This is a genomic window from Prosthecobacter sp. (assembly GCF_044222345.1).
Lineage (GTDB): Bacteria > Verrucomicrobiota > Verrucomicrobiia > Verrucomicrobiales > Verrucomicrobiaceae > Prosthecobacter.
On sequence record NZ_JBGANL010000038.1, the window covers coordinates 1 to 26,850 of the forward strand.

Consider the following 26,850-nt stretch of genomic DNA (forward strand, 5'->3'; position numbering starts at 1 on the left):
GTCCACGAGGGCATTGGGAAAGTACTCGTCATCATACATGAGTTCGAGAAACGGATAATCTTTCAGTTGTTCGTTGGTGATGGGCATGGAGGGAAAGGATAAGATTCCGATTTAATACTATTGACTGACGCCAACCTGCCAACATAAAAACAGCACATGAATGTGCGCGCCCGACTATTGCTGGCCGCAGCAGCGCTGGCTTTTTCAGCAGTCGCAGCAAAAGCCTGCCTTTGGGACAGTGACACACTGGCGGCTGAAAGTGCTCGTTTCCCTGGCATCTCTCAGCTCATCACCGGAGCTTTTCCGCGCCATTCGCAGGAGTTTTATGAGTGGCGTCGGAAAACCAGTGAACAACAACTGGCCAAAAACCCGGCGCTTTTTGCCCTTTACGATGATCTGGCTGTAGCGCAGCACAAACTCGGTGATCACAAGGCCGCCATCGCCACCATGCTGGCCAAGGAAAAGCTCCGACCCGGTGTTTATGAAACCTATTCAAACCTGGGCACCTTTTACATCTACACCGGCGAGCTCGAAGAAGCCGTCAAATGGATTGGCAAGGCGCTCGCCATCAATCCCAACGCCCACTTTGGCCGGGAGAAATATCAAAAGTGGCTGGTCGAATGGCTGATCGAAAGAAACAAGCCCCACGAAGAGAACGCCAGCCCGCCCAAACGAAGATTATCACCTCACAGTATGTTGATGGGCTTTGCTCAGTTCGTGGCCAGCAAAGAAGCTGACATGATTTCATCTTCTTCCGACGCCGAAACCACGCTTTCCCCGGAAAATGCTCTGGCCGCCATCCGTGGAGTCGCGGGCATGATGCGGTTTGCTGACTTTGACAACCCGCTGCTGCAGGAAGCCATGGGAGACCTCCTTCTCTCCGGAGACCAGGAAAAAAATGCTGCGCAGCTTGCCTCGATTTGCTACATGAAGGCGGCTCAGGAGTCGGCTGATGATGAAAAGAAGCAAGCCCTGCTGGCCAAATGTAAGATGGCAGGCCGGTTTACCCCTGACTTCAGCATGGATTTAGTGCAAAGACAGCTGCATTTCGGACTCAAGGAGGGCAACTCCTACTTCCAGACAATTCGAGAAGACGAAATGGACTGGATCGCCGCAGGAAAGGACGCGAGCGCCGAGTTCCAAAAGAAGTATCTTGCGGCCCACTGACGACGAAAGCGACTCATAGAAGAGTGCTATTTTTTGGAATCTTGGGGCCATTCCGCCATTCGACAGCGGGGGGAATGCATGCTAAACACCCCGCCCCATGTCTGCTCCAGCCAACCGTCTTGATGCCCGTTTTGCCCAGCTTCGTGCCCAGAAGAAGAAGGCCTTCGTCGCCTATGTCTGCGCCGGAGATCCAACGCTTGAGGCCACCATTGACATCGTTCTGGGGCTGGAGCGCGCCGGAGCGGATGTGGTGGAGCTGGGCGTGCCCTTTTCCGATCCGCTGGCGGACGGGGTGGTGAACCAGATGGCGGCAGACCGCGCGCTGAAGGCCGGGGCCTCCACGCCGAAGGTGCTGGAGATGATCCGCCAGCTCCGCACGAAATCCCAGATCCCTCTGGTGCTCTTCACTTACCTGAACCCCGTCTATGCCTACGGCTACGAGCGCTTCCACATCGACGCCGCCGCAGCCGGTGCCGATGGCATCCTCGTGCTCGACCTCCCGCCGGATGAGGCCGCACAAAACACCGAGCTGAAGCCCACGCCAGAGCTGCGCCACATCCAGCTCATCGCCCCGACATCCTCGACCGAACGCATCACCAGCATCGCGAAAAGCGCTGAAGGCTTTGTTTATTACGTCAGCCGCCTCGGCGTGACAGGCGCGCAGGTGGAAGTCGCTTCAGGCATCGCCGAGCAGGTGGCCATCATCCAAGCAGCCACCGACGTTCCCGTGTGCGTGGGCTTTGGCGTGTCCAATCCCGCCCAGGCCGCCGAGATCGCCAGCAAAGCCGATGGCGTCGTGGTGGGCAGCGCCATCGTAAAACTCATTGAGCAGAACGGCAGCAGCCCCGACTGCGCCGCCAAAGTGGAGGCTTTTGTCAAGCCTCTCGTCGATGCCGTGCACGCCCTGTGACCTTCTGACCGCCTTGACTCCCTGAACAATCCCAGCCCCCCCTTCCCCGCCATGACTCTCAACTTCACCAAAATGAACGGCGCCGGCAATGACTTCGTCATGCTAGACAATCGCGACCTCTCCATCGCGCTGACCAAAGAGCAGATCGAAAAGCTGTGCGACCGCCATCGCGGCATCGGCGCGGATGGCCTGCTGTGTGTGGAACCCGCCACGGCGGACGGCGACTTCAAGATGCGCTACTACAACGCCGACGGCGGCGAGGCCGAGATGTGCGGCAACGGCGCGCGCTGCTTTGGCCGCTTTGTGAATCATCTGCATGGCGACACGCTCACCAAGATCCGCTTTGAGACCCTCGCCGGCATCATCTCCGCCGAGTTCGAAGGCGGCCATGTGCGCATCAACATGAGCGCACCGCACAATCTCAACCTCTCCCAGCACCTCGAAGTGGCCGGGGCCGGGCTCACCGTGCACAGCGTAAACACCGGCGTGCCGCATGCCGTGGTGATGGTGGATGATCTGGAAGTGGTGCCTGTGCGCGAATGGGGTGCTTCCCTGCGCTACCACGAAGCCTTCAAGCCGAAAGGCACCAATGCGAACTTCGCCAAAGTGCTCGCTCCCGGCAGCATCGCCATCCGCACTTACGAGCGCGGTGTGGAGGACGAAACCCTGGCCTGCGGCACCGGCATGGTGGCCTGCGCCTTGATTTACCACGAACTCACCGGCGAGCCCAGCCCGATCAGCGTCCTCGTCAAAGGCGGCGACACCCTCAAAGTCGGCTTCGAAGAGCCGGACAAGAGCGAGTACACCAATGTGACCCTCTTTGGTCCGGCTGACTTTGTGTTTACGGGGAGCGTCTCGATTTGATCGGGAGCTTTCCGGAGACTGAAAATTGAGAACTGAAAACTGGGAACTGAAAATTGCATGAGCGCTGAGAAGTCGTCTTTGGCATTGGCGGAGGAGATGGAGGATCGGTTCCTAGATTTTGCGGCGCGGATTTGTGCCTTAGTTGAAGCACTGCCGGACACCAAAACCGGCAGACATATCTCCGGGCAGATGATTCGCTGCGGAACTTCGCCTGCACCGAATTATGCAGAGGCCTGTGCCGCGGAAAGCCGGAATGATTTCACTCACAAGCTTGGCATAGTGCTCAAAGAACTGCGGGAGACACGCATCTGGCTAAAGCTTTCGGTCAAGACAGCCACCATGAAGAAGAGCCGCCTCAATCCGCTGATCGAGGAATGCTCTGAGCTGATGAACATTGTCGGAAAATCCATCGTGACAGCCAAAGCCAACGCCCCCGCCAAAAAGATCCGTTGACGCCAACGGTCAGTACAATTTCCAATTTTCAGTTTTCATTTCTCAGTTTTCAGTCCGACAAATCCCGCCCTTTCCACCTACCGCCCCCATGTTCGCAGGAACCCACACCGCTATCGTCACCCCTTTTCGCAACGGCCAAGTCGATGAAGCCGCGCTCAAATCGATCATCGACTTCCAGTTCGACAACGGTGTGACAGGCGTTGTCCCCTGCGGCACCACCGGGGAGTCCCCCACGCTGGATCACGAAGAGCACAGCCGCGTGGTGAAGCTGACCGTCGAGTTTTCCAAGGGCCGAGGCGTCGTCATGGCAGGCACCGGATCAAACTCCACCCGGGAGGCCATCGAGCTCACTCAGGAAGCCGAAGCGGCAGGTGCCACCGCATCCCTGCAGGTCGCGCCTTATTATAACAAGCCCACCCCCGAAGGCCTGTACCAGCATTTCAAAGCCATCGCCGACAACACCAAGCTGCCCCTCATGCTTTACAGCATCCCCGGACGCTGCGGCATCGAGATCGGTCTGGATGTCCTTGTGCGCCTCGCGGAAAACTGCCCGAACATCCGCTCCATCAAGGAAGCCGGCGGCAACCCTGAGCGCGTCAGCCAGATGAAGCAGATCCTTCCGGCGGACTTTGAGATTATGTCCGGCGACGACGGCCTCACCCTGCCCTTCATGTCCGTCGGCGGCGTCGGCATTGTGAGCGTGGCAGGAAATATTATTCCAAAGCAGATCAGCGAAATGGTGCAGCTGGCCCTGAAAGGCGACTACGTCTCCGCGCTGAAGATCCACACGAAGTACTACCCGCTTTTCGCCGCCTTCCTGAAACTCTCGACGAACCCCATCCCGATCAAGACCGCGATGGCACTGGCCGGTCACTGCACCGACGAGCTGCGCCTGCCGATGACCGGCATGGAGCCCGAGAAAGTTGCGGAACTGAGCGCCACGCTGAAGAAGCTGGGGATCATTGCCTAGGGGCTGGACAGCCAGCCACCGATGCGGCATCAATAGGGCATGAAGTTTCTGCTCTACCTATGCCTCCCTTTGCTGCTGGGGTTGTCCAGTTGCACCTACTTTGCCAACAAGTTCGCGTCCTCGAAGAAATCGAGTGAGGACAAGCGTGTCGGCGAGGCCAAGGTGATTGGAGTGATCGAGCTGGTGAATCCGGAGCAGAACTACGTGCTCATCAATTGCGAGCATCGGGTGGACATCCCGGTGGGGACCGAGATCATCTCCCAGGGCATCAACGGCACGGATGCGAAGCTCAAAGTGACCCCTGAACGCAAAGGCAACTACATCACGGCGGACATCACGGAAGGCACGCCGGTGGTACGTGATCTGGTGGTCTATCAGGTCAAGCGTGATGAACCTCCCCCACCCACGACAACCACCGCAACGGGTGTTGTCGTTCCCATGACTCCGGTGATGAAGGCCGATGTGATCCCACCGCTGGATGCCCCCTTTCAACCGATGACTCCGGTGCAACCCACCTTCGTCCCTTCCCCGGCTCCGCTGCCACCGCAGCCGACACCCGCAGCCCCTGCCCCAGTCAAAAAAGAAGAGCCTGCTGCGGATCTGAGCAAACTGCCACCTGTGATCCGATGATCTCCGAAAGCGAGGCACTCGCACGTGTGCTGGCGTCAGTGACGCCGCTGCCGGCCGAACAAGCGACATTGCTGAATGCACTGGATCGTTATGCCGCGCAGGATGCGACGGCCACGGTGCCGATTCCCGCCTTTGATCAATCCGCGATGGATGGCTACGCCATCGTCGCCGCCGAGAGCGCGACCACGCAGCCGCTGCGGGTGATGGGCGAACAGGCCGCCGGACTGGATGACGGACTACGTCTCCAAACCGGCTGCGCCATTCGCATTTTCACCGGTGCGCCCATTCCCGCCGGAGCCGATGCGGTGATCATGCAGGAAGACGTGCGGCGTGATGGAGATGCCATCGTCTGCACCGATCCCGTCAGCCCTGGAGAAAACATCCGCCGCGCCGGAGAGGAGCTGTGCCAGGGCCAGTTTGTGCTGCGTGCGGGAGAGCAGATCCCCCCCGGACGCATGGCCTTGCTGGCCTCTCAGGGGCTCGATCAAATCTCCGTGCATGCTCTGCCGCGTGTGGCGGTGCTGAGCACGGGCGATGAACTGGTGGCACCCGGCTCCGGCCCGCTGCAGGCCGGTCAGATTTACAACACCAACGGCCTCATGCTGCGCGGCATGCTGGCCCAGCTGGGCATCCGCACCAGCACCCAGGCCCACTGCCGTGATGATCTGCACAGCACCACCGAGACTCTGCGAGAGCTGATGCAGGCCCATGATGTGGTGCTGATCAGCGGTGGTGTTTCCGTCGGCGATCATGATCAGATCAAACCCGCGCTCAAAGCGCTCGGCATCGAGCCCGATCTCTGGCGCGTGAAGGTGAAGCCCGGCAAACCGTTTCTGTTTGCGCGCTCGGAGCAATCCTTCGTCTTTGGCCTGCCGGGAAATCCGGTGTCTTCCTTCGTGACCTACCTGCTGTTTGTGCGGCCGGCTTTGCTGAAAATGATGGGCGCTGCGGATTCCCATCTCAAGCCACGTCTGATTCCCGCCACCACCGGGACTGCGCTCTCGAACCCTGGTGACCGGCCCCACTATCTGCGGGGGACACTCACCCACGGTCAGTTCATGCCCTTCGGCCTCCAGCAGAGCCATGCCCTGCTGTCCCTGAGTCGTTCGAATGCTCTGCTGCGTCTGGAGGCCGGCCAAAATTTACAGGCGGGAGATGCCGCTGATGTGTGGTTGCTGGATTGAGTGGTTGCGCACCCTGCGCGGCCATCCATTCTGCACGACTACCCATGGAACACGTTCTCGTCATCACCCGTCAGCTTTTCGATCAACTCGGCAGTTTTCAAGGTTTCCAAGCCGATGCCTCGCGCTATTTGCACGCGATGCTGGCGCCGGGAGCCAATCACTTCATGGAGCGCCCTGCGGCTGAAAAAGACCCCTCGCACAAGCAACTCATCCCTTATGCCATCTTTCATCACGAAGGCCGCTATCTGAGCTACACCCGCGGCGGCAGCTCGGGAGAAAAGCGTCTCGTGGCCAAGCGCTCCATCGGCATCGGCGGCCACATCAATCCAGTGGATGCAGCGCAGGATGGTCTTGGCGAAACGATGTACTACAACGGCGTCGAACGTGAGATGGCCGAGGAACTGGTGATCGGCGGCACACACACGCAGAAAGTCATCGGCCTGATCAATGACGACGCGACGGAAGTCGGCAGCGTGCACCTCGGAGTCGTGCATTTCTTTGACCTCAGCAGCGACGATGTGCAGTCCAACGAAGACGCCATCCAGGACCTGCGCTTTCACACTTTGGCGGAGCTGCATGCCATGCGCGACCAGCTTGAAACGTGGTCACAAATTTGCGTGGACCACCTTTGGAGCGTTCAAAAATAATTGATATTGGTGGGTCCATAAGAAATGCTTGTCTCTTGAGTCAACGAGTGTTTCTCTTACTTTAATGGAAGAATCATCACTCAGCGCCGCAGCGACCCCCATCGCTTCGCTGAACCAGCCAGCTCCCAACAGCAGCTCTGCGGAGGATCGCATCCTGGTGGATAAAGCTCAAGCGGGTGACACGCGTGCCTTTGATGACCTCGTTCGTAAATACACGCCCAAGCTCTATGGCTTGATTTATAACATGACCTCGAACCGCGAGGACACCGCCGACTTGCTGCAGGATGTCTTCGCCAAAGCCTACCGCTCCATCAAGCGCTTCATGGGCAAGTCTTCATTTTACACATGGATCTATTCCATCGCGGTGAACATGACTTTGAACTTTCTTAAGAAGCGCGGAAGGCATCACAAAGTCAGTCTTGACGATGTAGATACGGGCATTGAAAACGATCCCGATTTCATCCGCGTCACCACCGCCAACACGGGCACGCTGCGCGAGGTAAACATCCACGAACTGCAAAAAAGGTTGAACGCAGCCATGATGAAGCTGTCCGAAGACCATCGTGCAGTGGTGACCTTGTACGATGTCCAAGGTCTCCAGCATGCCGAAATCAGCAAGATACTTGGAGTCTCGGAAGGGACCGTCAGATCACGATTGTTTTACGCACATCGCCTGCTCCAGACTTATCTTGAAGACTTCGTGAAATAAATACGCCCCCAGAACCTTTGAAGAAACAACAATCCACAGCACGCCATGAGTGAGTTTGAAGACATCCAGCGGTTGATTCGATTGAAGCGGTTCGAACAGCCTGAGGAAGGGTTCACCGAAAAGTTTCTCCATCAGTTTCATCAGAGGCAGCGGGCTGAAATGCTGCAGCAGTCGTCCTTGGAATTGTTCTGGGAGCGTGTCTCCACCTGGTGGAGCAACCTTCTGGTGCCCAAATGGGGCATCGTGACGGCGGCCGTCTCCGTTGGCGCCATGAGCCTCTGGCTGCTTTCACATCCTTCTGAAAAGCCCGGTGCAGAACTCACCGCAGCCCCAGTCGTTCCTGAAAAGCCCTTCATTCCCAAACTGGACCTGAGCGACCTTCCTCTGGCACGTATGGCGCAGCATGATGATGCCACCATGGCCGACATGCTGATTCGCAGACATCTTGAGGTACGCCCCGCTCTCGAAGGCAATGTATTGCCTGCGAATGGCTGGGCGCAGCCTTCACTGCGCAACGCCACACCTGCCATCCAGTCAGGTCTCGAGGGCATGCTGGGCAAATAAGCCCCCTCCCGCACCTGCAGGCCCCAGGTGGCCAAAGGCTCCCTGGCAGGCGAAAACTTCCCTTTGCCAGCAGGGCTACCCCGGCGTAATCCTCATGCTGCTCATGGGAAACCGCCCTGACATTCGCCTAACCACCCGAATTAGTTTCGGACTCATCCGCGCCTGACGCCGCCGGGAGAGTCCGTTGTCATGCATGCCTGCGCTTAAAGCGCCCCCGGCATCCGGCGTCCCGGAATCCATGGCAACCGCCAGTCCGGCCTGTTTTCTCGTTGCACCCACCTTCCATCTCTTCATTTCCCCTTCCCACATGTCTCCAGTTACCATCTATGACACCACCTTGCGTGACGGCACGCAGGGCACCGGCATCTCCTTCAGCACCCTCGACAAGATCCGCGTCGCGGAAAAGCTCGATGAATTCGGTGTGCACTACATCGAAGGCGGCTGGCCCGGCTCCAACCCCAAAGATGCCGCCTTTTTCGAAGAGGCCGCCAAGCGCTCCTGGAAGACGGCAAAGATCACCGCCTTCGGCATGACCCGCCGCGGCAAGATGAAGGTCGAAGATGATCCGCAGGTCAAGATGCTGCTCGATGCTAAAACGCCGGCCGTCACCGTGGTGGGCAAGACCTGGGCGCTGCATGTGACCGAAGTTTTCCAGGTCACCCTGGAAGAGAACCTCGCCATGATCTCCGACACGGTGGCCTACTTGAAAAAGCATGGCCGCGAAGTGCTCTATGATGCGGAGCATTTCTTCGACAGCTTCAAAGAGAACCCAGAGTACTCGCTCAAAACCATCAAGGCTGCCCAGGATGCCGGAGCAGATCTCATCGTGCTCTGTGAAACCAATGGCGGCGCGCTGCCTGAGTTTGTCGAAGAAACGACGCGCAAAGTCATCGCCCATCTGGGACGTCCGGTCGGCATCCACACGCACAATGACGGCGGAGTCGGCGTGGCCAACGCCCTCGCAGCTGTGCGCGCCGGTGCCTGCCAGGTGCAGGGCACCATCAATGGCTACGGCGAGCGCGTGGGGAACTGCAACCTCACCACGATCATGCCCAATCTTCAGATCAAGATGGGCATCCCGCTCGGTCTCGACCTGACCCACCTGCGCGATCTGGCGCACTTCGTGGACGAACTCGCCAACGTGCCGCATGACATCCGCGCTCCCTATGTGGGCGTGGCTGCGTTCACACACAAAGGAGGTCTGCATGTGCATGCCGTGCAAAAGCTGGCCCGCACCTACGAACACGTGGACCCCACGCTCGTCGGCAATCAGCGCGTCATCAGCATCTCGGACATGTCCGGTCAGTCCAATGTTCTCGTGAAGGCCGAGGGCATGGGCTTCAAATTCGTCAAGGGCGATGCCCGGGTGCAGACCATCCTCACCGAAGTGAAGCGCCTCGAAAGCGAAGGCTACGAGTTCGAAGCCGCCGAGGCATCCTTCGAGATGCTCATCCGCAAGCAGCTAGGCCAGCATCAGCCGGTGTTCAATCTGATCGAATACCACTCCACGCACCGCTTCCACGGCGGCGAGCATGGCTTTGAAACCTGTGAAGCCACCATCAAACTCGAAGTCGGCGACAGCCGAGTTTACACTGTGGATGAAGGCGACGGCCCGGTGAATGCGCTCGACAACGCACTCCGCAAAGCCCTCCTGCCCTTCTTCCCGGCGCTCAAAGACATGCGCCTGGCAGACTACAAGGTGCGCATCATCGACGGCGGCACGGGCACGGCGGCCAAGACCCGTGTGCTCATCACCAGCACCGATGGCAACGCCACCTGGGGCACCGTCGGCGTGAGCTGCAACATCATCGACGCAAGCTGGAAGGCGCTCGTCGATGGCATCGAGTACTTCCTGCTCAAGCGCGCCTAAACAGCCTTCATTCCCGCCGCTGCCAGCACCGCCAGCAAATCTGGCGGCAGCGGCGCTTTGACACTGAGCTGCTGGCCTGAAGCGGGGTGCTTCAGGCTCAGCTCATGCGCATGCAGGAAGAGCCGTTTGGCCAGAATGGTTTTGCGCAATTTTCGGTTCAGATCAAAGGAGCCGTACACATCATCCCCCACCAGCGGAAGCTGCCGTGAAGCCGCCTGCACGCGGATCTGATGCGTCTTGCCGGTGATCAGCTCGACTTCAAGCAGGACCACGCGGTTGAGCGCATTCGCCTCCAGCACCCGGTATTTCGCCTCCGCATTCGGACGCGCACCATGGCGCACCGTGGTGCGCACCTGGTGTTTGGCATGCGCTGTGATGAGGTGATCCAGCCACACGCCCTCAGGCTTGGCCGCACTGCCGCTGCATAGGGCGAGGTATTTTTTGCGCACCAGTTCCGCTTCAAAAGCTGCACGGCATGCAGCGGCTGTTTTTTCATCCTTGGCCCCCAGCAAAACACCCGAGGTGTCCTGATCGAGACGATGCAGCAGCCACACCATTCCAGCCGCCGTTTTAAAACAGCGCCGGTCATGATCATAACTGCCTTCAAACGCCGCCATCTGCGGCTTGCCTGCCTTCGGGTTCGGATGCGAGAGCACGCCATGTGGCTTGTTCACCACAATGAGGAAACGATCCTCATGAAGAATGTCGCAGCGGGTCATGTCGGAGGCGGGAGTCATTGGGGCTGATACTTCTGCACCAAATACTCTTCCAGCGCATCGAACCAGTTGCGAATCTCACCGGCCAGCAGGCCTTGCAGTTTCGCATTGCTCATCACGGTCATCAGTGGGCGTGGAGCCTTGAGCTGCGTCAGGCTGGCCAGATTGATGGGCTTAACGGTTGTGGTTTTGACCGGCACCTCCAGCCGGGCGGCGATCGCTAGCGCAGCCTCAGCCCAGGAATGCCATGAAGCAACGCCGCTGTTGCACAGATGCAGCACGCCACTGGCTGTCGGATGCCGGACTATCAATTGTTCGATCCAGCCGCAGATGTCAGCATTGCTCGTTGGCACTGAAATTTTATCTGCCACGGCACTCAGGTCGTCCGTCTGCAGCGCACGCTGAATGATGCTGTCAGGATGGCTCGGTTTGTGAGGACCAAACAACCACGAGACGCGTGCCACAAGAGCGCCGGGAGATGCCTTGAGCACTGCCTGCTCTCCGGCACGCTTGGTGCGGCCATAAATGTTTGCCGGGACTGTCTCGTCTGCTTCGAACCACAGGTCACGATCCACCCCGCTGAACACGTAATCGGTGCTGAAATGGATCATGCGTGCGCCACGTTGCTCACAGCATTCAGCAAGAATCCGGGGGGCCACCGCATTGACCAGGAATGCGCGCTCCGGCTCCGCCTCACAAACATCCGGGCTGGTCATGCCTGCGGCATTGAGCAGCACATCGAATTTCTGGGATGCCAGCGCCGCCGCGATGGTCTCTGGCCGCTCAAAATCCAGCTCAGCGCGCCCCCATGACAGGGTTTCAAAATGGGCTGCAAAGTGGCGGCCCAAGGCACGCCCTAAGCCACCGTGGGCGCCGAGAATGAGGATACGAGGGGCTGGCATGCCCCATGCTTGCCATGCCTCCCGTGCTTGCAAAGCCAAAAGGTATGTTCAAGGTGAGTGCAGGACTGATTAAGGATGAATGAGTGAAGCACAGCCCAAAATTGTAATCATCGGCGCCGGCCTTGCGGGGCTGGCCTGTGCCCGTGTGCTGGCGGCGGCAGGTCGCCCGTTCACCCTTTTGGAGGCCTCCAACGCCGTGGGTGGCCGGGTGCGCACGGATGTGGTGGATGGCTTCCAGCTTGATCGCGGCTTCCAGATCTTCCTGCCTGCCTACCCTGAGGCCAGGCAGGTGCTGGACTATGAGGCTCTCGACCTGCGACCAATCTACCGTGGCGCAAATATCTTCGTCAAGAATCGTTTCCACCGCCTGGCGGACCCTCTGGCGCATCCGCTCGACGCACTGAAAAACTTCAATGACTCCATTGTCTCCCTGCGTGACAAATGGACCTCGCTGCTATTGCGCAAGGAAGTTTTCGGCCTGCGCGAACCTCCACGTGAGCTCCCTGAAATGGAAACAGAGGACTATTTGCGCGACTTTGGCTTCTCTGAAAACATGATCGACCGCTTTTTCCGCCCGTTTTTTGGCGGGGTCTTTCTGGAGAAGGATCTGCGCACCAGCGCACGCATGATGTTATTTTTGTTCGCCATGTTTGACCGCGCGGGCAGTGCGGTGCCAGCACGCGGCATGCAGGCGATCCCTGATCAGATCGCCCTGGCGCTGCCCCCGGGAAGCCTGCGGCTGAATTCTCCAGTGTCTGCCGTGCGCCCCGGGGAGGTCACTCTGGACACCGGTGAAGTGCTGCACGCAGACCATGTCATCGTAGCGGTCAGTGAAGAAGTGGCTCATCGGCTGTTACCTCCTGCGGAAAACTCCCCACTCCTTCCCAGCCGCTCCACCACCTGCATGTATTTCGCCACGGATGATCTGCCGCCCGGCGATGCCGTTCTGCATCTGGATGGAGATGGCCGCGGCCCGGTCAACAGCATCCTCGCGCTCTCACGAGTCTCACCGCACTATGCGCCCCGGGGACAGCACCTTATCTCCGCCTCCATCATTGGCGCTCCATCAAGCACAGAACTGGAACAGGTCGTACGCGAGCAAATGCGCAGCTGGTTCGGGGAGGCCGTTGTCTCCAAATGGCGGCATCTGCGCACCTACCAGATTCGTCATGCGCAACCGGAGAGCAGGCAGCTGCGCCTCGGTGACAACCCGCTGGCCAGTGTGATCCAGCCCGGCCTCTATCGCTGTGGCGACTGGTGTGAGCAGGTCTCCATCAACGGCGCACTTCTCAGCGGCCGTCGGTGCGGAACGGCGGTAATGAAAGCGTTGGGAGAACCGACCCTGGATTAGGCGTGGCCGGCGCCGACTGCGTGGGCAGCACAAATGGGTTGATCGTGGCAGCGGCGTTGTTGAGCCGCACCTCCACTTTCGTCACGCCAAACTTCTCGGGCTTTTTTTCAGCAATCGCACGCAATTCCTGCGCCACGCCCTCGACATCCGCCCGGTTTTTGAGGTCTCGAATAGTCACAGTGGTGAAGCCCGGCCCAGCCTGCACTTCGATCTTGCTCGCAGGCACCCCCATGTCCACGTGAATGAGTTTCTCCCAGGCGCTGGCGTGTTGCAGGTCCGGCAGCGTGATGAGCCCGGCTTTGTGATACCGATCATCCTCTTCTGAGTTGGATTCAGGCAGGGGTGCGTCTGGCTTGTTCTGGCAGGCGACGAGACAGGCGAGAGCAGCGAGGAGGAAAAATCGAGGGATCACAGTTTGATAAAAGCCTTCTGTCTATACAGCCAGAAGCAGATCAGCCAAAGCACAAACAGCACTCCGCAACGCTCGATGACGGGTGTCCAATACGCCGGGAAAGCTGTCTCCGGCAGGTGCTTGTGCAGGTTCTCGGTGATCCACCCCGCACAAAGGCTGTGCAGCAGATAAATCACGATGCTGTTCATGCCCACGACCACCAGCGGGAAAACCAGCCGCCGCATGCCCAGGACCTCCACCAGCCAGTAAAAGATCGAAAGCAGGATGAGCACCCAGCCACCGCTCAGTATGGCCCAGGAGGGCGTCCAGATGCGCTTCACCACTGGCAGCAGTGTGTACTGATCGAGCTGCGCACCCACCACGGGCAGAATTTTGAAATCAAGCGCAGTGCCTGCCACCACCAGCAGGATGCCTGTGATCAGCAGCGTGGCACACCTGCCCTTGTCCGTTTTCCGGCTGTTCATCAGGAAGCCACCTGTGAGCGCACCACCGAGCATCGTGGCGAGTGCAGGGACGAAGTTGAGCGTTTGATAGCCCCCATTCGTGTATTGGTATGGCTGCGCCTGTGGCAACAGATTGAGCCACCAACGGTCAAAGGCAGCAGCAGCATTGGTGTGGATGTTCCAATGCCCGGCAAAACCTGGCAGGATCCCATGCGCCGAGTCCTTCATGCCCGCGATGGCGGCGAGCTCCTGCGCCGTCGGCAGTGGATGATTGACGAAGAACCAGGTGTAACCCGCCAAGATCAGAATGATGCCGGACAAGATGTATTCCCAACCCATGCGTGACAGGAGAAAGAGCACGAAATAGCCGAGGCCGATCTGCGCCAGCACATTGGTAAAGAGAAACACCGTGTGCTTGTCTCCTGAACGCGTGGCCAGCATCACCCCCAGGGCCACCAACAGGATGGAGCGTGAGAGCGCATGCCAGGCCATGCCAAAGAATGACTGCCCATGCTCGCGCCTCTTCGCATACGAAAACGGCACCGCCATGCCCACCATGAACATGAAACTCGGCTGAATCAGATCCCACAAGGAGCAGCCCTGCCAGTCCTGATGTGCGAACTGCGGTTTGATGAACTCCCAGACGAAGCCTGGATGCGCCGCCGCCATCTGCGCTATGCCAAAGCCCCCGGAGGCCATCAGCAGCATGATGAACCCTCGAAAAGCATCGAGGGACAGAAGACGTTGGTTGGAAGTGGTCGGGTTCATGGAGCAACCACAAACGCCACTCGTGCAGGCCTGCTATCGAAAGCAGTGAAGGTTATGCTCAGGCAGCCTTGAGAACCTCGTGCGTGTGGATGGCCGGATTGACAATGTCACGCACGAACTGAGCCGGCTCCGCACCTTCTCCAAAGACATAGATGCGGGTCCGCAGGGTGAGCTTTTTGATCTCAAACCCTGGATTCTGGATGCTGCGGTAATAGTTGAGGATCATTTCTTTTTCCAGATCCAGAGCCGCGCCTTTCATGCCGTATTCGAGCACAAAGGCGGCTTTTTCAAACGCAGGCTGGCCGCCGATGCGGGCCCCCTGGCTGATGGAATCGATCAAAACCTTGTCCACAAAGGCCTTCAGCGCCGCCTCATCTCCCTCGAATTCGATCTTGTACACGCGCCCCTCACGGTATTTCAGCGGCAGCGGATGCGGGGCGTAGAGCAGCTTGTGGCAGTCGCTTTCAGTGTCGAATTTACCGAGGATTTCAAAAATTTGGGTCACGAGGGTGGCGGGGATGGTTCCCAGCCTTCCTAGCAAGAACGCCCGCCCGCGCAAGCTCGCAGCGACCTGCCGTGAATCCCTCTTGCCTCCCCTGCCCCGGCCTGCTACAACTGCGCCGTTATGCCACGTATTCAATTCACCACTCCTGACGGTGCCTCTGGTGCCCTCGAACTCGACGCCGAACGCATGTCCGTGGGACGTGCTGATGACAACCAGCTCATCATCGCTGACGATTCTGTGTCCAGTCATCATGGTGAGTTCGCCTTTGACGGCAGCAGCTGGACGTTCACCGACCTCGGCTCCACCAACGGCACCAAAGTGGGCGGCTCCCGAGTGGACAACGTCAATCTCGCCTCAGGCGCTGCGTTTCAGCTCGGCAATGTGAACTGCGTTTTCCTCGGCGACGGCGAAGAAGAAGCCTATTCCGCTCAGACGACCACGATGTCCACGCCATCCAGTGGCTATGGCAGCCTCCCCTACAACGGCCGCCAGCGCACAGGCTTTGGCCCGAAGGTGAAACAAAAAAATCCTGGCGGGGCTCTGGTCACGCTGCTGGGAGTAGCTGGCATTCTGGCCTGCGGGGCCGCCATTTATTTCGCCAATCTAATGGGAGCCTGAGACCGTCAAATACCACGCGCTCGCGAACCAGGCTCCCGCACGGAGCACTCCAGCGGCCCTTCCGGCTGCCATGGTACAGTCTGCGCGTCATGAAAAACAACCCCCTTGCGGCATCCCCATGCCGCCATCCCAAGAAAAGAATCCATGTCTAATACAATCATTGTCGGTGCCCAGTGGGGCGACGAAGGAAAAGGTAAAATCGTAGATTACCTCACTGAGAACACGGACGTCGTCGTCCGCGCCGCCGGTGGCAACAACGCCGGCCACACCGTCATCAGTAACGGCACCAAGTACATCCTGCACCTGATCCCCTCCGGCATTCTCTGGAAAGATAAAATTTGTGTCATCGGCAACGGCGTCGTCATGGACCCCACCGGTCTGCTCGCAGAAATGGCCAAACTTCGCGGCCAGGGTGTCACCATCACCCCGGAAAATCTCCTCATCAGCGAAACCGCCCACTTGGTCATGCCCTACCACCGCGGCCTGGACAAGGCACGTGAGGCCAAGCGTGGCGACAAAAAAATCGGCACCACGGGTCGCGGCATCGGCCCCGCGTATGCTGACAAAGTCGAGCGCGATGGCCTGCGCACCATCTTGATGACGCAGCCGGAAATCTTCGAAGAGGAACTCCGTGACCGCCTCGCCCGTCACAACGCCACCTTCGCGGAACTCGGAGTCGAACTCGTTCCCGTCGAAGAAACCGTGAAGGAGATGCTCGAAGCGGCCAGAATTCTGGCCCCGCACATCACCAACACCACCGTGTATCTCCATGAGGCGATCAAGGCTGGCAAGAACCTGCTGTTTGAAGGCGCCCAGGGCACCTACCTCGACATCGACCACGGCACCTACCCCTTCGTCACTTCGTCCAACACCACCTCCGGCGGCGCCTGCACCGGCTCGGGCGTGCCTCCGCGCATGATCGACAAGGTCGTCGCTGTGGGCAAAGCCTACACCACCCGCGTCGGCAGCGGCCCCTTCGTCACTGAAAACGACGCCATTGGCGACATGCTGCACAACATGGGCCGTGAATTCGGTGCCACCACGGGCCGCGCCCGTCGCTGTGGCTGGCTGGACTCCGTCCTCGTGCGCTACGCTGTCATGCTCAATGGAGCGGACGAACTCGCGATCACCAATCTCGACGGTCTGGACGGTCTCGACACCATCCAGATCTGCACCGCCTACACCCTGCGCGGCAAAACCATTCACTACCCGCCGAGCACCGCCGCCGATCTGGCAGCCTGCGTGCCTGTTTACGAAACCCACCAAGGCTGGAAGCAGGACCTCAGCGGCATCAGGAAGTTCGCCGACCTCCCTCCGCTGGCCAAAGCCTACCTCAAACGCCTCGAAGAACTGACCGGAGCTCGCGTCAGCCTCGTCGGCATCGGTCCGGACCGCGAGCAGACTCTCGTCGCTTGAGGTCACATTCCAGTTGACGCCCGGCCTCATTCCCCTACTTTCACACCCCTTTTCCCAAACCACCCAGACCCGTTTATGACCGAAATTCAGATCCGTAAAGGCGAGCCCGTTGACCGCGCTCTCAAACGCCTCAAGACCCGCCTTGAAATGGACGGCATCCTTGAAGAAGTCCGCCGCCTGCGTGCGCATGAGACTCCCAAAGAACGCACCAAGCGCAAAGCCCGTGCTGCTGCCAAGCGTGGTAAGATCCGTTATCGTTTCACCCTGCCTAAGGCCCCCGGCGCTCCCGAGGCTCCTGTCACCGCAGCTTAATTCGGCTCAGGGAAAAGACTCTTTAAAGGGCGGGTTCACCCCCGCCCTTTTTTGTGCCCGCGCATCTTGGCTCGTGGCTGTCTTTTCAAACCAGGGGAGGTCTGTGCACCATTTGCCCCCACCCTTTCAGTTCCTTCTGTTCATCAGGGCGCATTGCTGTTAATTCCTGACAGCTCCTCATTATCCCCTCATGAAACTCAAGCTCGACCTGGATGACTTCCGCGTGCCGGATGGCAAACCGTTTCACATCAAGAAGGCAAAGACCAAGGTGAAGGATCTCTACAAGGACGATGCGCACTATGAGTCCCTCATCGCCGAATTCCGCATGGAGATCGACGACCTGCAGCAGAAGATGTATGCGCAGGACCGGCAGGCATTGCTGCTCGTCTTTCAGGCCATGGACGCCGCCGGCAAGGACAGCACGATCAAGCATGTGATGAGCGGTGTGAACACGCAGGGCGTGGAGGTGCATGCCTTCAAGCGCCCCACATCGGCTGAACTGGACCATGACTTCATGTGGCGCCACACTCGCGTGATGCCACCGCGTGGCCGCATCGGCATCTTCAACCGCAGCTACTATGAGGAGGTGCTCGTCTGCCGGGTGCATCCTGAGATCGTGACCCAGGTGCAGCGTCTGCCCGCGCAAACGACGAAGAACGTTGAAAAGCTTTTCGCCGACCGGCTCAAAGACATCCGCAACTACGAGGCCTACTGCCACCGCAACGGCATCCTGATTCTCAAATTTTTCCTCAACGTGTCCAAGGACGAGCAGAAGAAGCGCTTTCTCGACCGCATCAACACGCCCAGCAAGAACTGGAAATTTGAAGAGGGCGACGTGGGCGAGCGCGGCCACTGGAAGGAATACATGGAGGCTTATGAAGATGCCATCCGCACCACCGCCACCGAAGACTGCCCCTGGTATGTCGTGCCAGCGGACGACAAGAAAAACATGCGCCTCATCGTCAGCGCAGCGATCCTGGCCGAGATGAAGAGCATGAAGCTCAAGTATCCCGAACTGCCGGCGGAGCAGAAGAAGCACCTGCAGGCGGCGAAGCGGATGCTGCTGGCGGAGTAGCGGCGGTCAGATTGGCCGAAAAAGAGGAAAAGCGGGAAAAGGGCCGGATCAAGAATGCGGCCGTTTTTTCCCACCTTTTCGACTATTTCAAATCACTTCAGGCTTCGCAGCCAGGCAACGAGGTCGAGGAGTTCAGCTTCAGGCATGGTCTGGTCCAGCCCCTGCGGCATGAGGCTGGTGATCAAGGTGGTGTCTCCGGCGATGGTTTGATGCGCGATGGTTTTTTCCTGACCGGCGATGTCCACGACGAGCAGGCCTTCAGCGGTATGGGATTTGATCACGCCCAGGGTTTGCTGACCGTCGCTGGTTTCGATGACGTGGGCCTCGTAATCGCGGGCGAGGGTGTTGCTGGGAAAGAGGATGCTTTCGAGCAGATCACGCTCGGTGCGGATGGCTCCGATGTGGGAGAGATCGGGACCGATGGGGCGGCCTGCGGAGCCGATCTTGTGGCAGGCGATGCAGGTCCCCTTCCCCATCTCGAAGTTCTTTTTCCCATTCGCCGCATTGCCGCTGGCGATGACTTTGTCGGCCAGCGGGCCGAGCTGGCGTTTCTTGGATTCGGAGGCAGCGACGGCGGCGTTGTAGGCGGGGAGGATGATCGTCTCAAAAATCTCCGGCGACAGGTCGCTAAACGTGGTGCGGTAAGCACTTTCCTGCTGGCTGGCGATGACAGGATTTTTGGCGATCTCACGTGCGAGCGCACTGCCGACTTCGGGGTCTTTCGATTTGCGCACGATGCCAAGCAGCGATTTGAGTTCGACGGGACCCAACGTGGCAAAGAGCGGTGCGACTTCGAGGAGCTGCGGCTTGGCCAGAGGCGCACTGGCAATCATACCTGCGGCCTGAATCTTCGCGGCGGAAGAAGAGGCAGCATCGGCGAGCACGCCCTTGACCATCGTGAAGGTTTCGCCAGTGAGCTTGACGGACTTGGCTGAGTCGAGGGCTTTGAGGCGAATGGCAAGCGGACGCTTGGTGTCGTTGGCGAGGGCTTGCAGCGCGGCGTCGAAGTGCGGGGTCTTGAGTTTTTTGACGGCGTCGAAAACAAGCGGCGTCGGGGATTCAGCGAGAAGCTTGTCAAGAGCGGGAAGCCAGGCTTCGTTGGTGGTGCCGGTGGTTTGAGTGGCCAAAACATTCAAGGCTGCGCTTCGAACATCAGAGGAAGCATGCGAAAGCATCGCGGTCATGCGTTTTTGAGTCTCCGCCTTGGTGATCAGCGTAGAGCAGAATCCCGAAAGAGCTTTGAGCCGCTGCGGTGCAAGCCTGGGTTCGTCCAGCCACCGGGCGAATTCAGAAGCGATACGTTCATCTGCATCCGGATGAGCGGTGACAAAAGACAAGGCCACCCTGGCCAGCTCGGCGTCGGCTGCATCCAATTGCTTCATTGCGATGCCAAGACTCAGGTCCTGGCCCGAGGCATCTTCTGCCGTCAGGCTTTGCAGCATGCGGCGAAATGCCACTGTGTCTGAGCAGTCTTTGAGGTCCTGAGGGCGAATGGCTTTCTGTCTTTTAGCCGCGTAAATCAGGCCGTGTTCGAGGGAGGGATCCAGTTTGTCTCCCATCATCTGTCGAAGGGCGTCAACTACATCGTTTTTTCCAGGGCTGGCCTTCGCGACAATCGCAAGGGCATGCAGCCGGACATGCGGGTCTGACGATTTGAGATCTGAAATGGCTGACTGCAAATCTCCTGCGGACTGGGTGGCAGCCGCGCCCTTGCTGGCAAGCGGTGCGGCATTCGGCTTCGTCGATTTGATCCGATATACAGCCCCGAGCAGGTCCGACTTGGCCATGAGGCTGGAGGGGCAGCCGATGCGGAACCAGCCGCCGGTGTCGATGAGGAGGAGGGAGCCGTCGCGGGGGTCTTCCATGACATCGGTGAGATGGATGTCGGGATTGTGAAGCTTAAGGAATTCGTTTTCGACGGCCTTGTAGGTGCTGCCACTGGGAGTGAGCTCCATGCGGACGAGGCGCTGGGTATTGAAGTGGGTGACCATGAACTGCTGCGCAGACTGAGTGCGGACAGGAGTGTCCGCGCTCCCGTAGCTCTTCCAAAAGCAGCAGCCACTGACGGCGACGTGGCCGAAATTGTACATGACGGGCATGGTTTCGAGGGTGCGCGGCAGATGGGCGATGGCTTTGAGCTGATCGCTGCGCTCATAAATGCCGCCGTACAGCCAGTGGATGATGGTGTCGCCACGGGGCTGGGTGTAGTAGAGGTTCTGCACGCCGATGATGTCGCCGTCACGAGTAAAATCGACTTCGACGGGGTTGTCTCCGCAGCCGAGGGAATGCCAGGCGACGTCGCTACCATCGGGCTTGCAGCTCCAGATGCCGCAGGCGAGTGATTCATCGACCAGCGTGCCGTCCTTCTGCGCGACCTTGTGACCTTTGCGGCCATGACACCAGTAGAGGCGGCCATTGGGATGCAGGAAGGGGCCGTGAATGTCGGCGGCATTGCCGGTGTAGTCAAAACCGCCGACGATCATCTCGCGCTGGTCGGCGACGCCGTCGTTGTCGGTGTCGGTGAGCTTCCAGATTCCGGGTGGTGAGCCGACGTAGAGGCTGCCATTCAACCAGCAGGCACCTTGGGGAAAGGTCATCTTGTCCGCGAAGACGGTGCTCTTGTCGTAGCTGCCGTCCTTGTCGGTGTCTTCGAGCATGAGGACGCGGTTGGGCGGGCTGGCTTCAAGCTGCGCCTTGTTCCAGTTCACGCCGACGGCATCGCCGACGAAGAGCCGTCCCTTGTCATCGAGACAGCCCATGATGGGATGCGTGACGAGCGGCGAGGCTGCGGCGACTTCGAGGGTATAGCCGTCAGGAAGATCATGCTTTGGCAGCGCGAGCGATGCTTTGCCGGTGATGACAACGGGACGTTTGCCACTTTCGGGGATGGTGCTGCCTTTATCCGGAGGGAGGTCAGCGGCGATAACGGGGATGGCAAGGAAGAGAAGCAACTGGCGCATGATGGGAGTCATACGTTGCCAATGAGGCGTCTCATTGCAGACAGACTGGCTTATCACCAAATTACCCGCCTACAGCCGCCGGACTTCCTGCACTTCGAGGCCGGTGAGCTTCCATTCATCTTTCACCGGGGTGATGGTGACGCGTGCGTTGTAAATGTTAACGCGAGGGTGGCTGTGCCCCCAGTGTCCGACGATGCCACGGGCCATCCAGTTGCAATCCGCGATGAAGCCTGCGCCCTTGGGATTCGGCTCCACCTTGTCCACGGTGGCGGAAAATTCGGCTATGGTGACACGGGTGCCTTCACGGCCATCCAGCGTGAGCGCCTGGATGGTTTCGAGATAGAGTTTGCGCAGCAGCTCGCCATCGACACTGCGGGCAAGAACGTCATACACGTCTGACTCGGCGTGATGATCAAAAGCACGATAGACATTGCGCAGCAGCGGAGAGACGATTTTTTGAGCCTCCGCCACCTGGGTGATGGCCTGAGCGGCAGGCCCTGTATGAATGGGCAGCACGAGCAGCTGGCTCATGAGCACCCCACCCAGCAGCCAGACGAAAAAATAGGGCAGACTGCCCCCCGGAAGCTTGTGATCTTTCACCTTGAGGTAGATGTAAAACACCAGCCCGCCCACGAGCCAGAGGATGCCGCCCAGGGGCAGGCGAAATGGCTGTGGCAAAGGAATCTGCGGCACAGCCACAAGCGGGGCCGGGCGGGGCATGCGGCCCTGGTTGCGCCAGCGGAATGTTTTGATCGTGGAGTGTATTTCCCCGGTCTCGCTCAAGGGTCCAAAGAAGACACGCACCGGAAGCTTGGTAGTGCCTTTGATCCAGCCTTTCCAGGTGACATTCATTTCATCCGGACCCGGAGGTGTGGCAAACTCCCACATGAATCCGACGAGCGCCTGATTTAGGGCCACTTCCTCCCCCTCTTTCAAGGGCAGCGTGTTGCCGGGCAGGCCCTTGATCACCGCCACCAAGGGCATCGGCACTTGCAGCGCCTGATCGCCGACGCTTAGAGTGCACCAGTCGGAAGCACGCGATGCCATGGTGTCGACAATTTGCTTTTGCTGGTCGGCCGAAAGCGCGGCAGGCAGTGCAGCCTCAGGTGCCAGCCAGGCCAGCACGGTGGCCGCATCAAAGATCACTTCAAAGCGCGTCTGATAGGGCTCGATGTAGAGATATGCCTGCGCAATCGGCGCGGTGATGGTGAGAGCACTGCTGGTGGGCAGTGGCGGCGGTGCTGCGGCAGGAGGGACCGCAGGCGGCGGAGCCTCTGGCTGAATTGCTGGCGAAGCTGCGGGGGCGGCCACAGGGGCTTTCGTTTGGGGCACCACCGGAACTGCCGGCCCGAGTGATGGCAATGTCTGCAAGGGCTGGAGCGGACCGATCTTGATCGTGTCCTGCCCCTGTATTCCAACGGGAAGCCCCCCGCCAAGTCCGAGCACGACCATCAGGACAACACCGTACCAGTGCGATGTCAGGGAATGTTTTGGCATGCGATGGTGTTGAAAAACGCTAAATCAAAGCACCCATGGCTTGCGCCATTCCTTGGAGAGCAGTCCAGAAGCGGCGGCATTGTCTGCAATGGTCTCCGTTTTCGGATCCCACTTCAAGCCAGTGCTGCCACTGCGCAGGGCAATGTTGGCGAGGTGCGCGATGGTAATGCTGCGGTGTGAGACTTCAATGGGGGTCGCCGTCGGTTTGGCATCATAGATGCAGGAGAGGAAGTTGTCCGTGTGGTCCTTGCTTTCGTAGAGATGAATTTCCTCAGGGCGGGTCTTTTCGCGCAGGATTTCGGGGCTGCTGGCGGTGATCTTGCCACGATTGACGTAGATCCATTTGCCGTCATCACCTTCAAACATCACGCCGACGTGATCGAAGGGCTTTTTGGCGTTGGGCGTGGCCAGCACTGCCTCCACTTCAGGCATGATCTTATGCGTCGGACTGGCCACCTGCATGACAAGGCCGTTTTCATACACGCACTCAAAGGCGAACTCGGAGGCGGTGTTGTAGAGCGCCGCCTTGTCCATGGTGCCGGAGACGTTGCGCAGCTCGACGGGGCCGCTGAGCTGGGTGCCCATGCCCCACTGGGCGATGTCGATGTGATGCGCGCCGAAGTCCGTGATCATGCCGCCGGAGAAATTGAAGTTGTGACGCCAGTTCAGCGGCAGCAAGGCGGGGCGGTAGTCCATGTGCTCCGCCGGGCCAAGCCACATCTCGTAATCAAAGTCGGGCGGGAGCGGTGCGGGATTGATCTGGTCCGCCATGCCATTCCAGTTGCTGTGGCCTCCGGGCAAACCGACGCGCACGCGCTTGAGTTTGCCGATGCGGCCGTTCTGCGTCATCTCGCAGGCGAGACGGAAGTATTGATCACTGCGCTGCTGGCTGCCGGTCTGCCAGGTGACGCCAGCCTTGGCCACTTCATCGCTCATGCGGCGGCCTTCGGCGATGGTGAGTGCCAGCGGTTTCTGGCCATAGATATGCTTCCCTTTGCGCGCGGCATAGATGGCCAGGTAGGCATGCCAGTGGTCGGGAGTGGAAACCTGCACGGCATCCAGGTCTTCTTTCTCCATCATTTCGCGAAAGTCCGAATAGGCGGCGCAGGCTTTCACGGGCTTGCTGGCCGACTGGGAATAATGTGCGTCGATGATCTTCCTGCCAGCCTCACGCCCACCAGTCCGTTTGCCATCGTAGCCGTAGTGGCCGTACTCCTTCATGGGATCAGCCACGGCGATGACCTGGCACTTGGCGTTGTTGAGGAAGGACGGGGTCCAGTCACCTGCAATCGTCCCCCAGCCAATGGCACCGACGGTGATTCGCTCCGAAGGCGCGGGGCGTCCCCCTTTCCCGAGAGCCGTGGCGGGAATGATGGTGGGAAAACCAAGCGCGGCGGCGCTGGCGGTCAGGAAATGACGACGAGAGACGGTGGAAATATCTTTGGCCATGCTGACAGCTTAGCGGAGGCTCCCGCCGTGGCCAGAAAAGAAATGAAGAACTCCCCAGCAAGCAAAAGTGGACATGATGCGTCAGTTTGTTGCATGCTGGCAGGATGAAAGATCCCAAGGCGCTGCTGCAGCGCTTCCTGCCCCTCCTGTGTGCCGCAGTGCTGCTCGCGGCCTCATTTCTCCCTTATCAAGAGAAAAAAGGCCGCCTCCGGATCGTCCCTGGGGTATGGCCGGCCGCCGAGCCCCTGCTGCTGGCTGGAGACCTGCAAGTCCTGCCACCGAACCGCTTTCAAATCATCGAAATCACCTGGTCATCCGCAGTGGTCCGCGCATTTGGCAGCGGTGCCGCTGATGTGGCGGTGATGACCTTGGACAGTGTCCTGCGCATGCGGGAGGCGGGACAGAAGCTGAAAGTGCTCAAGGTGCTGAGCCAGTCTGATGGAGCAGATGCGCTTCTGGCGCGCCCTGAAATCCGGCGGCTGCAGGATCTTAAAGGCAAGCGAGTGGGGGTGGAGCGCAGCGCCGGCTCCTATCTGCTGGCGAATGCGCTGGAAAGCGTGGGCATGACCATGACAGAAATAGAAATGGTTCCCATGTTTCAGTCTGAGATGGAACCAGCCATTCAAGCCGGGCAGGTGGAGGCGGTGGTGATCACGGACCCATGGCTGACCAGGCTGTCTCACAACGGCATTCACAGCCTTTATGATTCAACCCAGCTCAAGGTTCCGATCACCTATTTGCTGGTGGCCTCCGAGCGTGCCTGTAAATTTTCCCGTGAAGATCTGGAGTCTCTGCTGCAAGTTCAGGAAGTCATGGCTGACGCCCTATGGGCAGGCAAACCCTTCCTGGGATTGGATGCCGTCCTGCGACGTGAAAACCTGAACGCCGCCGAACTTGCCTCATGCCTCGGTCGTCTGCGCCGGCTGAGTAAAGCTGAAAATGCGGTAATGCTGAAACAACTCCCGCAACTGGCGCTGCAAATGGAGAAGCAGATGCTCCACACCGGCATCATCATGTCCAAGCCGACGGGCGGCGAATGGATCGACGAGAGCTTTACGAAGGAGGTGCACCCGTGAAATTTTTTCATTCCATCCAAAGTCGCATCACACTGAGTGTGTTGTCGTTTGGCCTCCTGATGATTCTGCTCAACAACTCGAGAAATCAGCAGTGGCTGACAAACCGCCGGCTCGTACGCCTGGAGCAGGAGGCTACTGAAACGGGCAGCCGCCTGGCGGGCCTGCTGCAGCACCTGTCCCGCAGGCAGCAGGAACGTGCCGCCGAACTCGAGATGGCTTACGTGTCACTATCTTCAGATGTGGATCTGGGGCTGGTATGCAACAAGGAGGGAATCGTCACCTGCTCCACTCACATGCAATGGAAGCAGATGAACGTGCTGGAAACACCGCTGGCAAAAGAATGGCAGCGGCACGCTGCTGTACTGGAGACCATGGCGCCTGCATTTGAGTGGAACGCTGAGAAAACCAGCCTTGTGGTGATGGTTCCGTTCTTCGAAACCTATGAATCAAGCAGCCGCGCGGCGGTCCTGATCCGCTATGATGCCACGCTGGCGCTGGTCGAAGTACATGAGGAAGCCTGGCAGGAGTCTTTGCGACAGGCCGGGGTGCTGCTGGCATCATGCCTGCTGCTCTGGTTTGCCCTGGATGAATTGATCACCCGCAGGGTTCGCAAAGTGGTGGAAATCTTACGCGCCGCCAGCTCCAAGGACGGCCTCCCGATGACCTTGGAGGGACGTGATGAACTCTCCATGATCTCCAAAGAATTTGCCGGGGCGGTGACCAAGCTCAGGACAGCGGAAAACATGGTGCTCGAAGCCGCTGAACAGGAGCGCAGGAAGATCGGCAGAGATTTGCATGATGATCTCTGTCAAAGACTCTCAGCAATCAAAATGAAAGCAGGAGTCGTGCAGGGAATGATCCATGATGAAGATGGCAAGATTGCCACCCTCGCCGGACAGGTGGCTGAGGAGCTTTCAGAATCAACGGTGATCGCTCGCAGCATGGCGTGGGGGCTGGCCCCAGTGGGCATCGAGAATCATGGATTGAAGGATGCGCTGGAGAATGTGCTGCAGTTTGCCGAGAAGTCATACATGGTGCGGTGCTCGCTGGACTATTCCGATTTGAGCCCCTCTCTCACCGGGAGCTCCCAGGAATTGCTCTTCCGTATTGCCCAGGAACTGGTCGTCAATGCATGCAAGCATTCCAAGCCGAATGTCATCACCATCACCGTGCGGATGGAGGGCGCGAATGTGGTGTTGAGCGTCATTCATGATGGAACGCCATTTACAGAACGGACCGCGTCAGACGGTCACGGCATGGGCCTGCATCTCATGAACCAGCGGCTGCGCACACTTTCAGCAACGCTGGAGAGGACCATTGAAAAAGGAGATCGGGATTTCTCGATTGCCATTGTGAGGATTCCGCTAAAGACTCCATGAAAC

At 59.0% G+C, this 26,850-nt stretch carries 26 protein-coding genes; 18 read left to right on the forward strand and 8 right to left on the reverse strand.

The features are described from left to right. Positions 1–156: 156 nt before the first annotated feature. The 11 genes from ACILSL_RS18740 (at position 157) to cimA (ending at position 9,968) form a co-directional block, all read left to right on the forward strand. Complete coding sequence (locus ACILSL_RS18740; RefSeq protein ID WP_395733586.1) at positions 157–1,167, forward strand: tetratricopeptide repeat protein; 1,011 nt, start codon at positions 157–159, stop codon at positions 1,165–1,167. Between the two features lie 97 nt (positions 1,168–1,264). Then, positions 1,265–2,077: a tryptophan synthase subunit alpha gene (trpA, locus tag ACILSL_RS18745; RefSeq protein ID WP_395733587.1), complete on the forward strand. Its 813-nt coding sequence runs from the start codon at positions 1,265–1,267 to the stop codon at positions 2,075–2,077. Between the two features lie 51 nt (positions 2,078–2,128). Further along, positions 2,129–2,941, forward strand: coding sequence for a diaminopimelate epimerase (gene dapF, locus ACILSL_RS18750; protein ID WP_395733588.1), 813 nt, complete (start codon positions 2,129–2,131; stop codon positions 2,939–2,941). 57 nt (positions 2,942–2,998) lie between these two features. After that, positions 2,999–3,394, forward strand: coding sequence for a four helix bundle protein (locus ACILSL_RS18755; RefSeq protein WP_395733589.1), 396 nt, complete (start codon positions 2,999–3,001; stop codon positions 3,392–3,394). A gap of 88 nt (positions 3,395–3,482) precedes the next feature. Further along, entirely contained in the window at positions 3,483–4,364 is an 882-nt protein-coding gene (gene dapA / locus ACILSL_RS18760; RefSeq protein WP_395733590.1) for a 4-hydroxy-tetrahydrodipicolinate synthase, read from the forward strand. 39 nt (positions 4,365–4,403) lie between these two features. Then, a complete protein-coding gene (locus ACILSL_RS18765; RefSeq protein WP_395733591.1) occupies positions 4,404–4,994 on the forward strand; it encodes a hypothetical protein in 591 nt (196 codons plus the stop codon). Then, positions 4,991–6,178, forward strand: coding sequence for a gephyrin-like molybdotransferase Glp (glp, locus tag ACILSL_RS18770; RefSeq protein ID WP_395733592.1), 1,188 nt, complete (start codon positions 4,991–4,993; stop codon positions 6,176–6,178). The genes ACILSL_RS18765 and glp overlap by 4 nt, the downstream gene beginning before the upstream one ends. 44 nt (positions 6,179–6,222) lie before the next feature. Beyond that, positions 6,223–6,825, forward strand: a complete 603-nt coding sequence (locus ACILSL_RS18775; protein ID WP_395733593.1) for a hypothetical protein — start codon at positions 6,223–6,225, stop codon at positions 6,823–6,825. A 64-nt stretch (positions 6,826–6,889) separates the two neighbouring features. Next, positions 6,890–7,534, forward strand: coding sequence for an RNA polymerase sigma factor (locus ACILSL_RS18780; protein WP_395733594.1), 645 nt, complete (start codon positions 6,890–6,892; stop codon positions 7,532–7,534). A 45-nt stretch (positions 7,535–7,579) separates the two neighbouring features. Continuing rightward, on the forward strand, positions 7,580–8,098 hold the full coding sequence (locus ACILSL_RS18785; protein ID WP_395733595.1) for a hypothetical protein: 519 nt from the start codon (positions 7,580–7,582) through the stop codon (positions 8,096–8,098). Between the two features lie 307 nt (positions 8,099–8,405). Then, positions 8,406–9,968, forward strand: a complete 1,563-nt coding sequence (cimA, locus tag ACILSL_RS18790) for a citramalate synthase (RefSeq protein WP_395733596.1) — start codon at positions 8,406–8,408, stop codon at positions 9,966–9,968. On the opposite strand, the gene ACILSL_RS18795 is transcribed toward cimA, so the two are convergent. Next, a complete protein-coding gene (locus ACILSL_RS18795; protein ID WP_395733597.1) occupies positions 9,965–10,705 on the reverse strand; it encodes an RluA family pseudouridine synthase in 741 nt (246 codons plus the stop codon). The two genes, cimA and ACILSL_RS18795, sit on opposite strands and share 4 nt — an antisense overlap. Beyond that, on the reverse strand, positions 10,702–11,586 hold the full coding sequence (gene rfbD / locus ACILSL_RS18800) for a dTDP-4-dehydrorhamnose reductase (RefSeq protein ID WP_395733598.1): 885 nt from the start codon (positions 11,584–11,586) through the stop codon (positions 10,702–10,704). The genes ACILSL_RS18795 and rfbD overlap by 4 nt, the downstream gene beginning before the upstream one ends. 79 nt (positions 11,587–11,665) lie before the next feature. Here rfbD and ACILSL_RS18805 point away from each other — a divergent pair, with 79 nt between their 5' ends. Further along, positions 11,666–12,937 (forward strand): protoporphyrinogen/coproporphyrinogen oxidase, encoded by a 1,272-nt coding sequence (locus ACILSL_RS18805; protein WP_395733599.1) that lies wholly within the window; start codon positions 11,666–11,668, stop codon positions 12,935–12,937. Here the strand turns inward: ACILSL_RS18805 and ACILSL_RS18810 are convergent. From ACILSL_RS18810 to ACILSL_RS18820, 3 genes are read right to left on the reverse strand one after another with little or no spacing between them, the layout of a single operon-like run. Continuing rightward, positions 12,876–13,349 (reverse strand): hypothetical protein, encoded by a 474-nt coding sequence (locus ACILSL_RS18810; protein ID WP_395733600.1) that lies wholly within the window; start codon positions 13,347–13,349, stop codon positions 12,876–12,878. The genes ACILSL_RS18805 and ACILSL_RS18810 overlap by 62 nt on opposite strands. Then, positions 13,346–14,560, reverse strand: coding sequence for an acyltransferase family protein (locus ACILSL_RS18815; protein WP_395733601.1), 1,215 nt, complete (start codon positions 14,558–14,560; stop codon positions 13,346–13,348). The genes ACILSL_RS18810 and ACILSL_RS18815 overlap by 4 nt, the downstream gene beginning before the upstream one ends. A gap of 58 nt (positions 14,561–14,618) precedes the next feature. Further along, on the reverse strand, positions 14,619–15,065 hold the full coding sequence (locus ACILSL_RS18820; protein WP_395733602.1) for a hypothetical protein: 447 nt from the start codon (positions 15,063–15,065) through the stop codon (positions 14,619–14,621). 120 nt (positions 15,066–15,185) lie between these two features. Between ACILSL_RS18820 and ACILSL_RS18825 the strand changes: the two genes are divergently transcribed. From ACILSL_RS18825 to ACILSL_RS18840, 4 genes are all read left to right on the forward strand, one after another. Further along, complete coding sequence (locus ACILSL_RS18825) at positions 15,186–15,683, forward strand: FHA domain-containing protein (RefSeq protein WP_395733603.1); 498 nt, start codon at positions 15,186–15,188, stop codon at positions 15,681–15,683. A gap of 144 nt (positions 15,684–15,827) precedes the next feature. Continuing rightward, positions 15,828–17,099 carry an adenylosuccinate synthase gene (locus tag ACILSL_RS18830; RefSeq protein ID WP_395733604.1) on the forward strand — a complete coding sequence of 424 codons (1,272 nt, stop codon included), beginning with the start codon at positions 15,828–15,830 and terminating at the stop codon, positions 17,097–17,099. A 75-nt stretch (positions 17,100–17,174) separates the two neighbouring features. Next, entirely contained in the window at positions 17,175–17,411 is a 237-nt protein-coding gene (rpsU, locus tag ACILSL_RS18835) for a 30S ribosomal protein S21 (protein ID WP_395733605.1), read from the forward strand. 190 nt (positions 17,412–17,601) lie between these two features. Then, positions 17,602–18,486 (forward strand): polyphosphate kinase 2 family protein, encoded by an 885-nt coding sequence (locus ACILSL_RS18840; RefSeq protein ID WP_395733606.1) that lies wholly within the window; start codon positions 17,602–17,604, stop codon positions 18,484–18,486. Positions 18,487–18,578: 92 nt separating this feature from the next. On the opposite strand, the gene ACILSL_RS18845 is transcribed toward ACILSL_RS18840, so the two are convergent. The 3 genes from ACILSL_RS18845 to ACILSL_RS18855 all read right to left on the reverse strand — a co-directional run bounded on the left by ACILSL_RS18845 (position 18,579) and on the right by ACILSL_RS18855 (position 24,392). Continuing rightward, positions 18,579–21,446, reverse strand: a complete 2,868-nt coding sequence (locus ACILSL_RS18845; RefSeq protein ID WP_395733607.1) for a PVC-type heme-binding CxxCH protein — start codon at positions 21,444–21,446, stop codon at positions 18,579–18,581. A 69-nt stretch (positions 21,447–21,515) separates the two neighbouring features. Then, positions 21,516–22,943, reverse strand: a complete 1,428-nt coding sequence (locus ACILSL_RS18850; protein WP_395733608.1) for a hypothetical protein — start codon at positions 22,941–22,943, stop codon at positions 21,516–21,518. A 24-nt stretch (positions 22,944–22,967) separates the two neighbouring features. Then, complete coding sequence (locus ACILSL_RS18855) at positions 22,968–24,392, reverse strand: Gfo/Idh/MocA family protein (RefSeq protein WP_395733609.1); 1,425 nt, start codon at positions 24,390–24,392, stop codon at positions 22,968–22,970. Between the two features lie 104 nt (positions 24,393–24,496). Here ACILSL_RS18855 and ACILSL_RS18860 point away from each other — a divergent pair, with 104 nt between their 5' ends. Together ACILSL_RS18860 and ACILSL_RS18865 are read left to right on the forward strand one after the other, a co-directional pair. Then, positions 24,497–25,468, forward strand: coding sequence for an ABC transporter substrate-binding protein (locus ACILSL_RS18860; protein WP_395733610.1), 972 nt, complete (start codon positions 24,497–24,499; stop codon positions 25,466–25,468). 59 nt (positions 25,469–25,527) lie between these two features. Beyond that, positions 25,528–26,847 carry a histidine kinase gene (locus ACILSL_RS18865; protein ID WP_395733611.1) on the forward strand — a complete coding sequence of 440 codons (1,320 nt, stop codon included), beginning with the start codon at positions 25,528–25,530 and terminating at the stop codon, positions 26,845–26,847. Positions 26,848–26,850: the final 3 nt, after the last annotated feature.

Excerpts from the sequence above, each read along its gene's own strand:
- ACILSL_RS18740 (WP_395733586.1), top strand. The coding sequence starts at position 157 with ATGAATGTGCGCGCCCGACTATTGCTGGCCGCAGCAGCGCTGGCTTTT.
- trpA (WP_395733587.1), top strand. The coding sequence starts at position 1,265 with ATGTCTGCTCCAGCCAACCGTCTTGATGCCCGTTTTGCCCAGCTTCGT.
- dapF (WP_395733588.1), top strand. The coding sequence starts at position 2,129 with ATGACTCTCAACTTCACCAAAATGAACGGCGCCGGCAATGACTTCGTC.
- ACILSL_RS18755 (WP_395733589.1), top strand. The coding sequence starts at position 2,999 with ATGAGCGCTGAGAAGTCGTCTTTGGCATTGGCGGAGGAGATGGAGGAT.
- dapA (WP_395733590.1), top strand. The coding sequence starts at position 3,483 with ATGTTCGCAGGAACCCACACCGCTATCGTCACCCCTTTTCGCAACGGC.
- ACILSL_RS18765 (WP_395733591.1), top strand. The coding sequence starts at position 4,404 with ATGAAGTTTCTGCTCTACCTATGCCTCCCTTTGCTGCTGGGGTTGTCC.
- glp (WP_395733592.1), top strand. The coding sequence starts at position 4,991 with ATGATCTCCGAAAGCGAGGCACTCGCACGTGTGCTGGCGTCAGTGACG.
- ACILSL_RS18775 (WP_395733593.1), top strand. The coding sequence starts at position 6,223 with ATGGAACACGTTCTCGTCATCACCCGTCAGCTTTTCGATCAACTCGGC.
- ACILSL_RS18780 (WP_395733594.1), top strand. The coding sequence starts at position 6,890 with ATGGAAGAATCATCACTCAGCGCCGCAGCGACCCCCATCGCTTCGCTG.
- ACILSL_RS18785 (WP_395733595.1), top strand. The coding sequence starts at position 7,580 with ATGAGTGAGTTTGAAGACATCCAGCGGTTGATTCGATTGAAGCGGTTC.
- cimA (WP_395733596.1), top strand. The coding sequence starts at position 8,406 with ATGTCTCCAGTTACCATCTATGACACCACCTTGCGTGACGGCACGCAG.
- ACILSL_RS18795 (WP_395733597.1), bottom strand. The coding sequence starts at position 10,705 with ATGACTCCCGCCTCCGACATGACCCGCTGCGACATTCTTCATGAGGAT.
- rfbD (WP_395733598.1), bottom strand. The coding sequence starts at position 11,586 with ATGCCAGCCCCTCGTATCCTCATTCTCGGCGCCCACGGTGGCTTAGGG.
- ACILSL_RS18805 (WP_395733599.1), top strand. The coding sequence starts at position 11,666 with ATGAGTGAAGCACAGCCCAAAATTGTAATCATCGGCGCCGGCCTTGCG.
- ACILSL_RS18815 (WP_395733601.1), bottom strand. The coding sequence starts at position 14,560 with ATGAACCCGACCACTTCCAACCAACGTCTTCTGTCCCTCGATGCTTTT.
- ACILSL_RS18825 (WP_395733603.1), top strand. The coding sequence starts at position 15,186 with ATGCCACGTATTCAATTCACCACTCCTGACGGTGCCTCTGGTGCCCTC.
- ACILSL_RS18830 (WP_395733604.1), top strand. The coding sequence starts at position 15,828 with ATGTCTAATACAATCATTGTCGGTGCCCAGTGGGGCGACGAAGGAAAA.
- rpsU (WP_395733605.1), top strand. The coding sequence starts at position 17,175 with ATGACCGAAATTCAGATCCGTAAAGGCGAGCCCGTTGACCGCGCTCTC.
- ACILSL_RS18840 (WP_395733606.1), top strand. The coding sequence starts at position 17,602 with ATGAAACTCAAGCTCGACCTGGATGACTTCCGCGTGCCGGATGGCAAA.
- ACILSL_RS18845 (WP_395733607.1), bottom strand. The coding sequence starts at position 21,446 with ATGCGCCAGTTGCTTCTCTTCCTTGCCATCCCCGTTATCGCCGCTGAC.
- ACILSL_RS18850 (WP_395733608.1), bottom strand. The coding sequence starts at position 22,943 with ATGCCAAAACATTCCCTGACATCGCACTGGTACGGTGTTGTCCTGATG.
- ACILSL_RS18855 (WP_395733609.1), bottom strand. The coding sequence starts at position 24,392 with ATGGCCAAAGATATTTCCACCGTCTCTCGTCGTCATTTCCTGACCGCC.
- ACILSL_RS18860 (WP_395733610.1), top strand. The coding sequence starts at position 24,497 with ATGAAAGATCCCAAGGCGCTGCTGCAGCGCTTCCTGCCCCTCCTGTGT.
- ACILSL_RS18865 (WP_395733611.1), top strand. The coding sequence starts at position 25,528 with ATGATTCTGCTCAACAACTCGAGAAATCAGCAGTGGCTGACAAACCGC.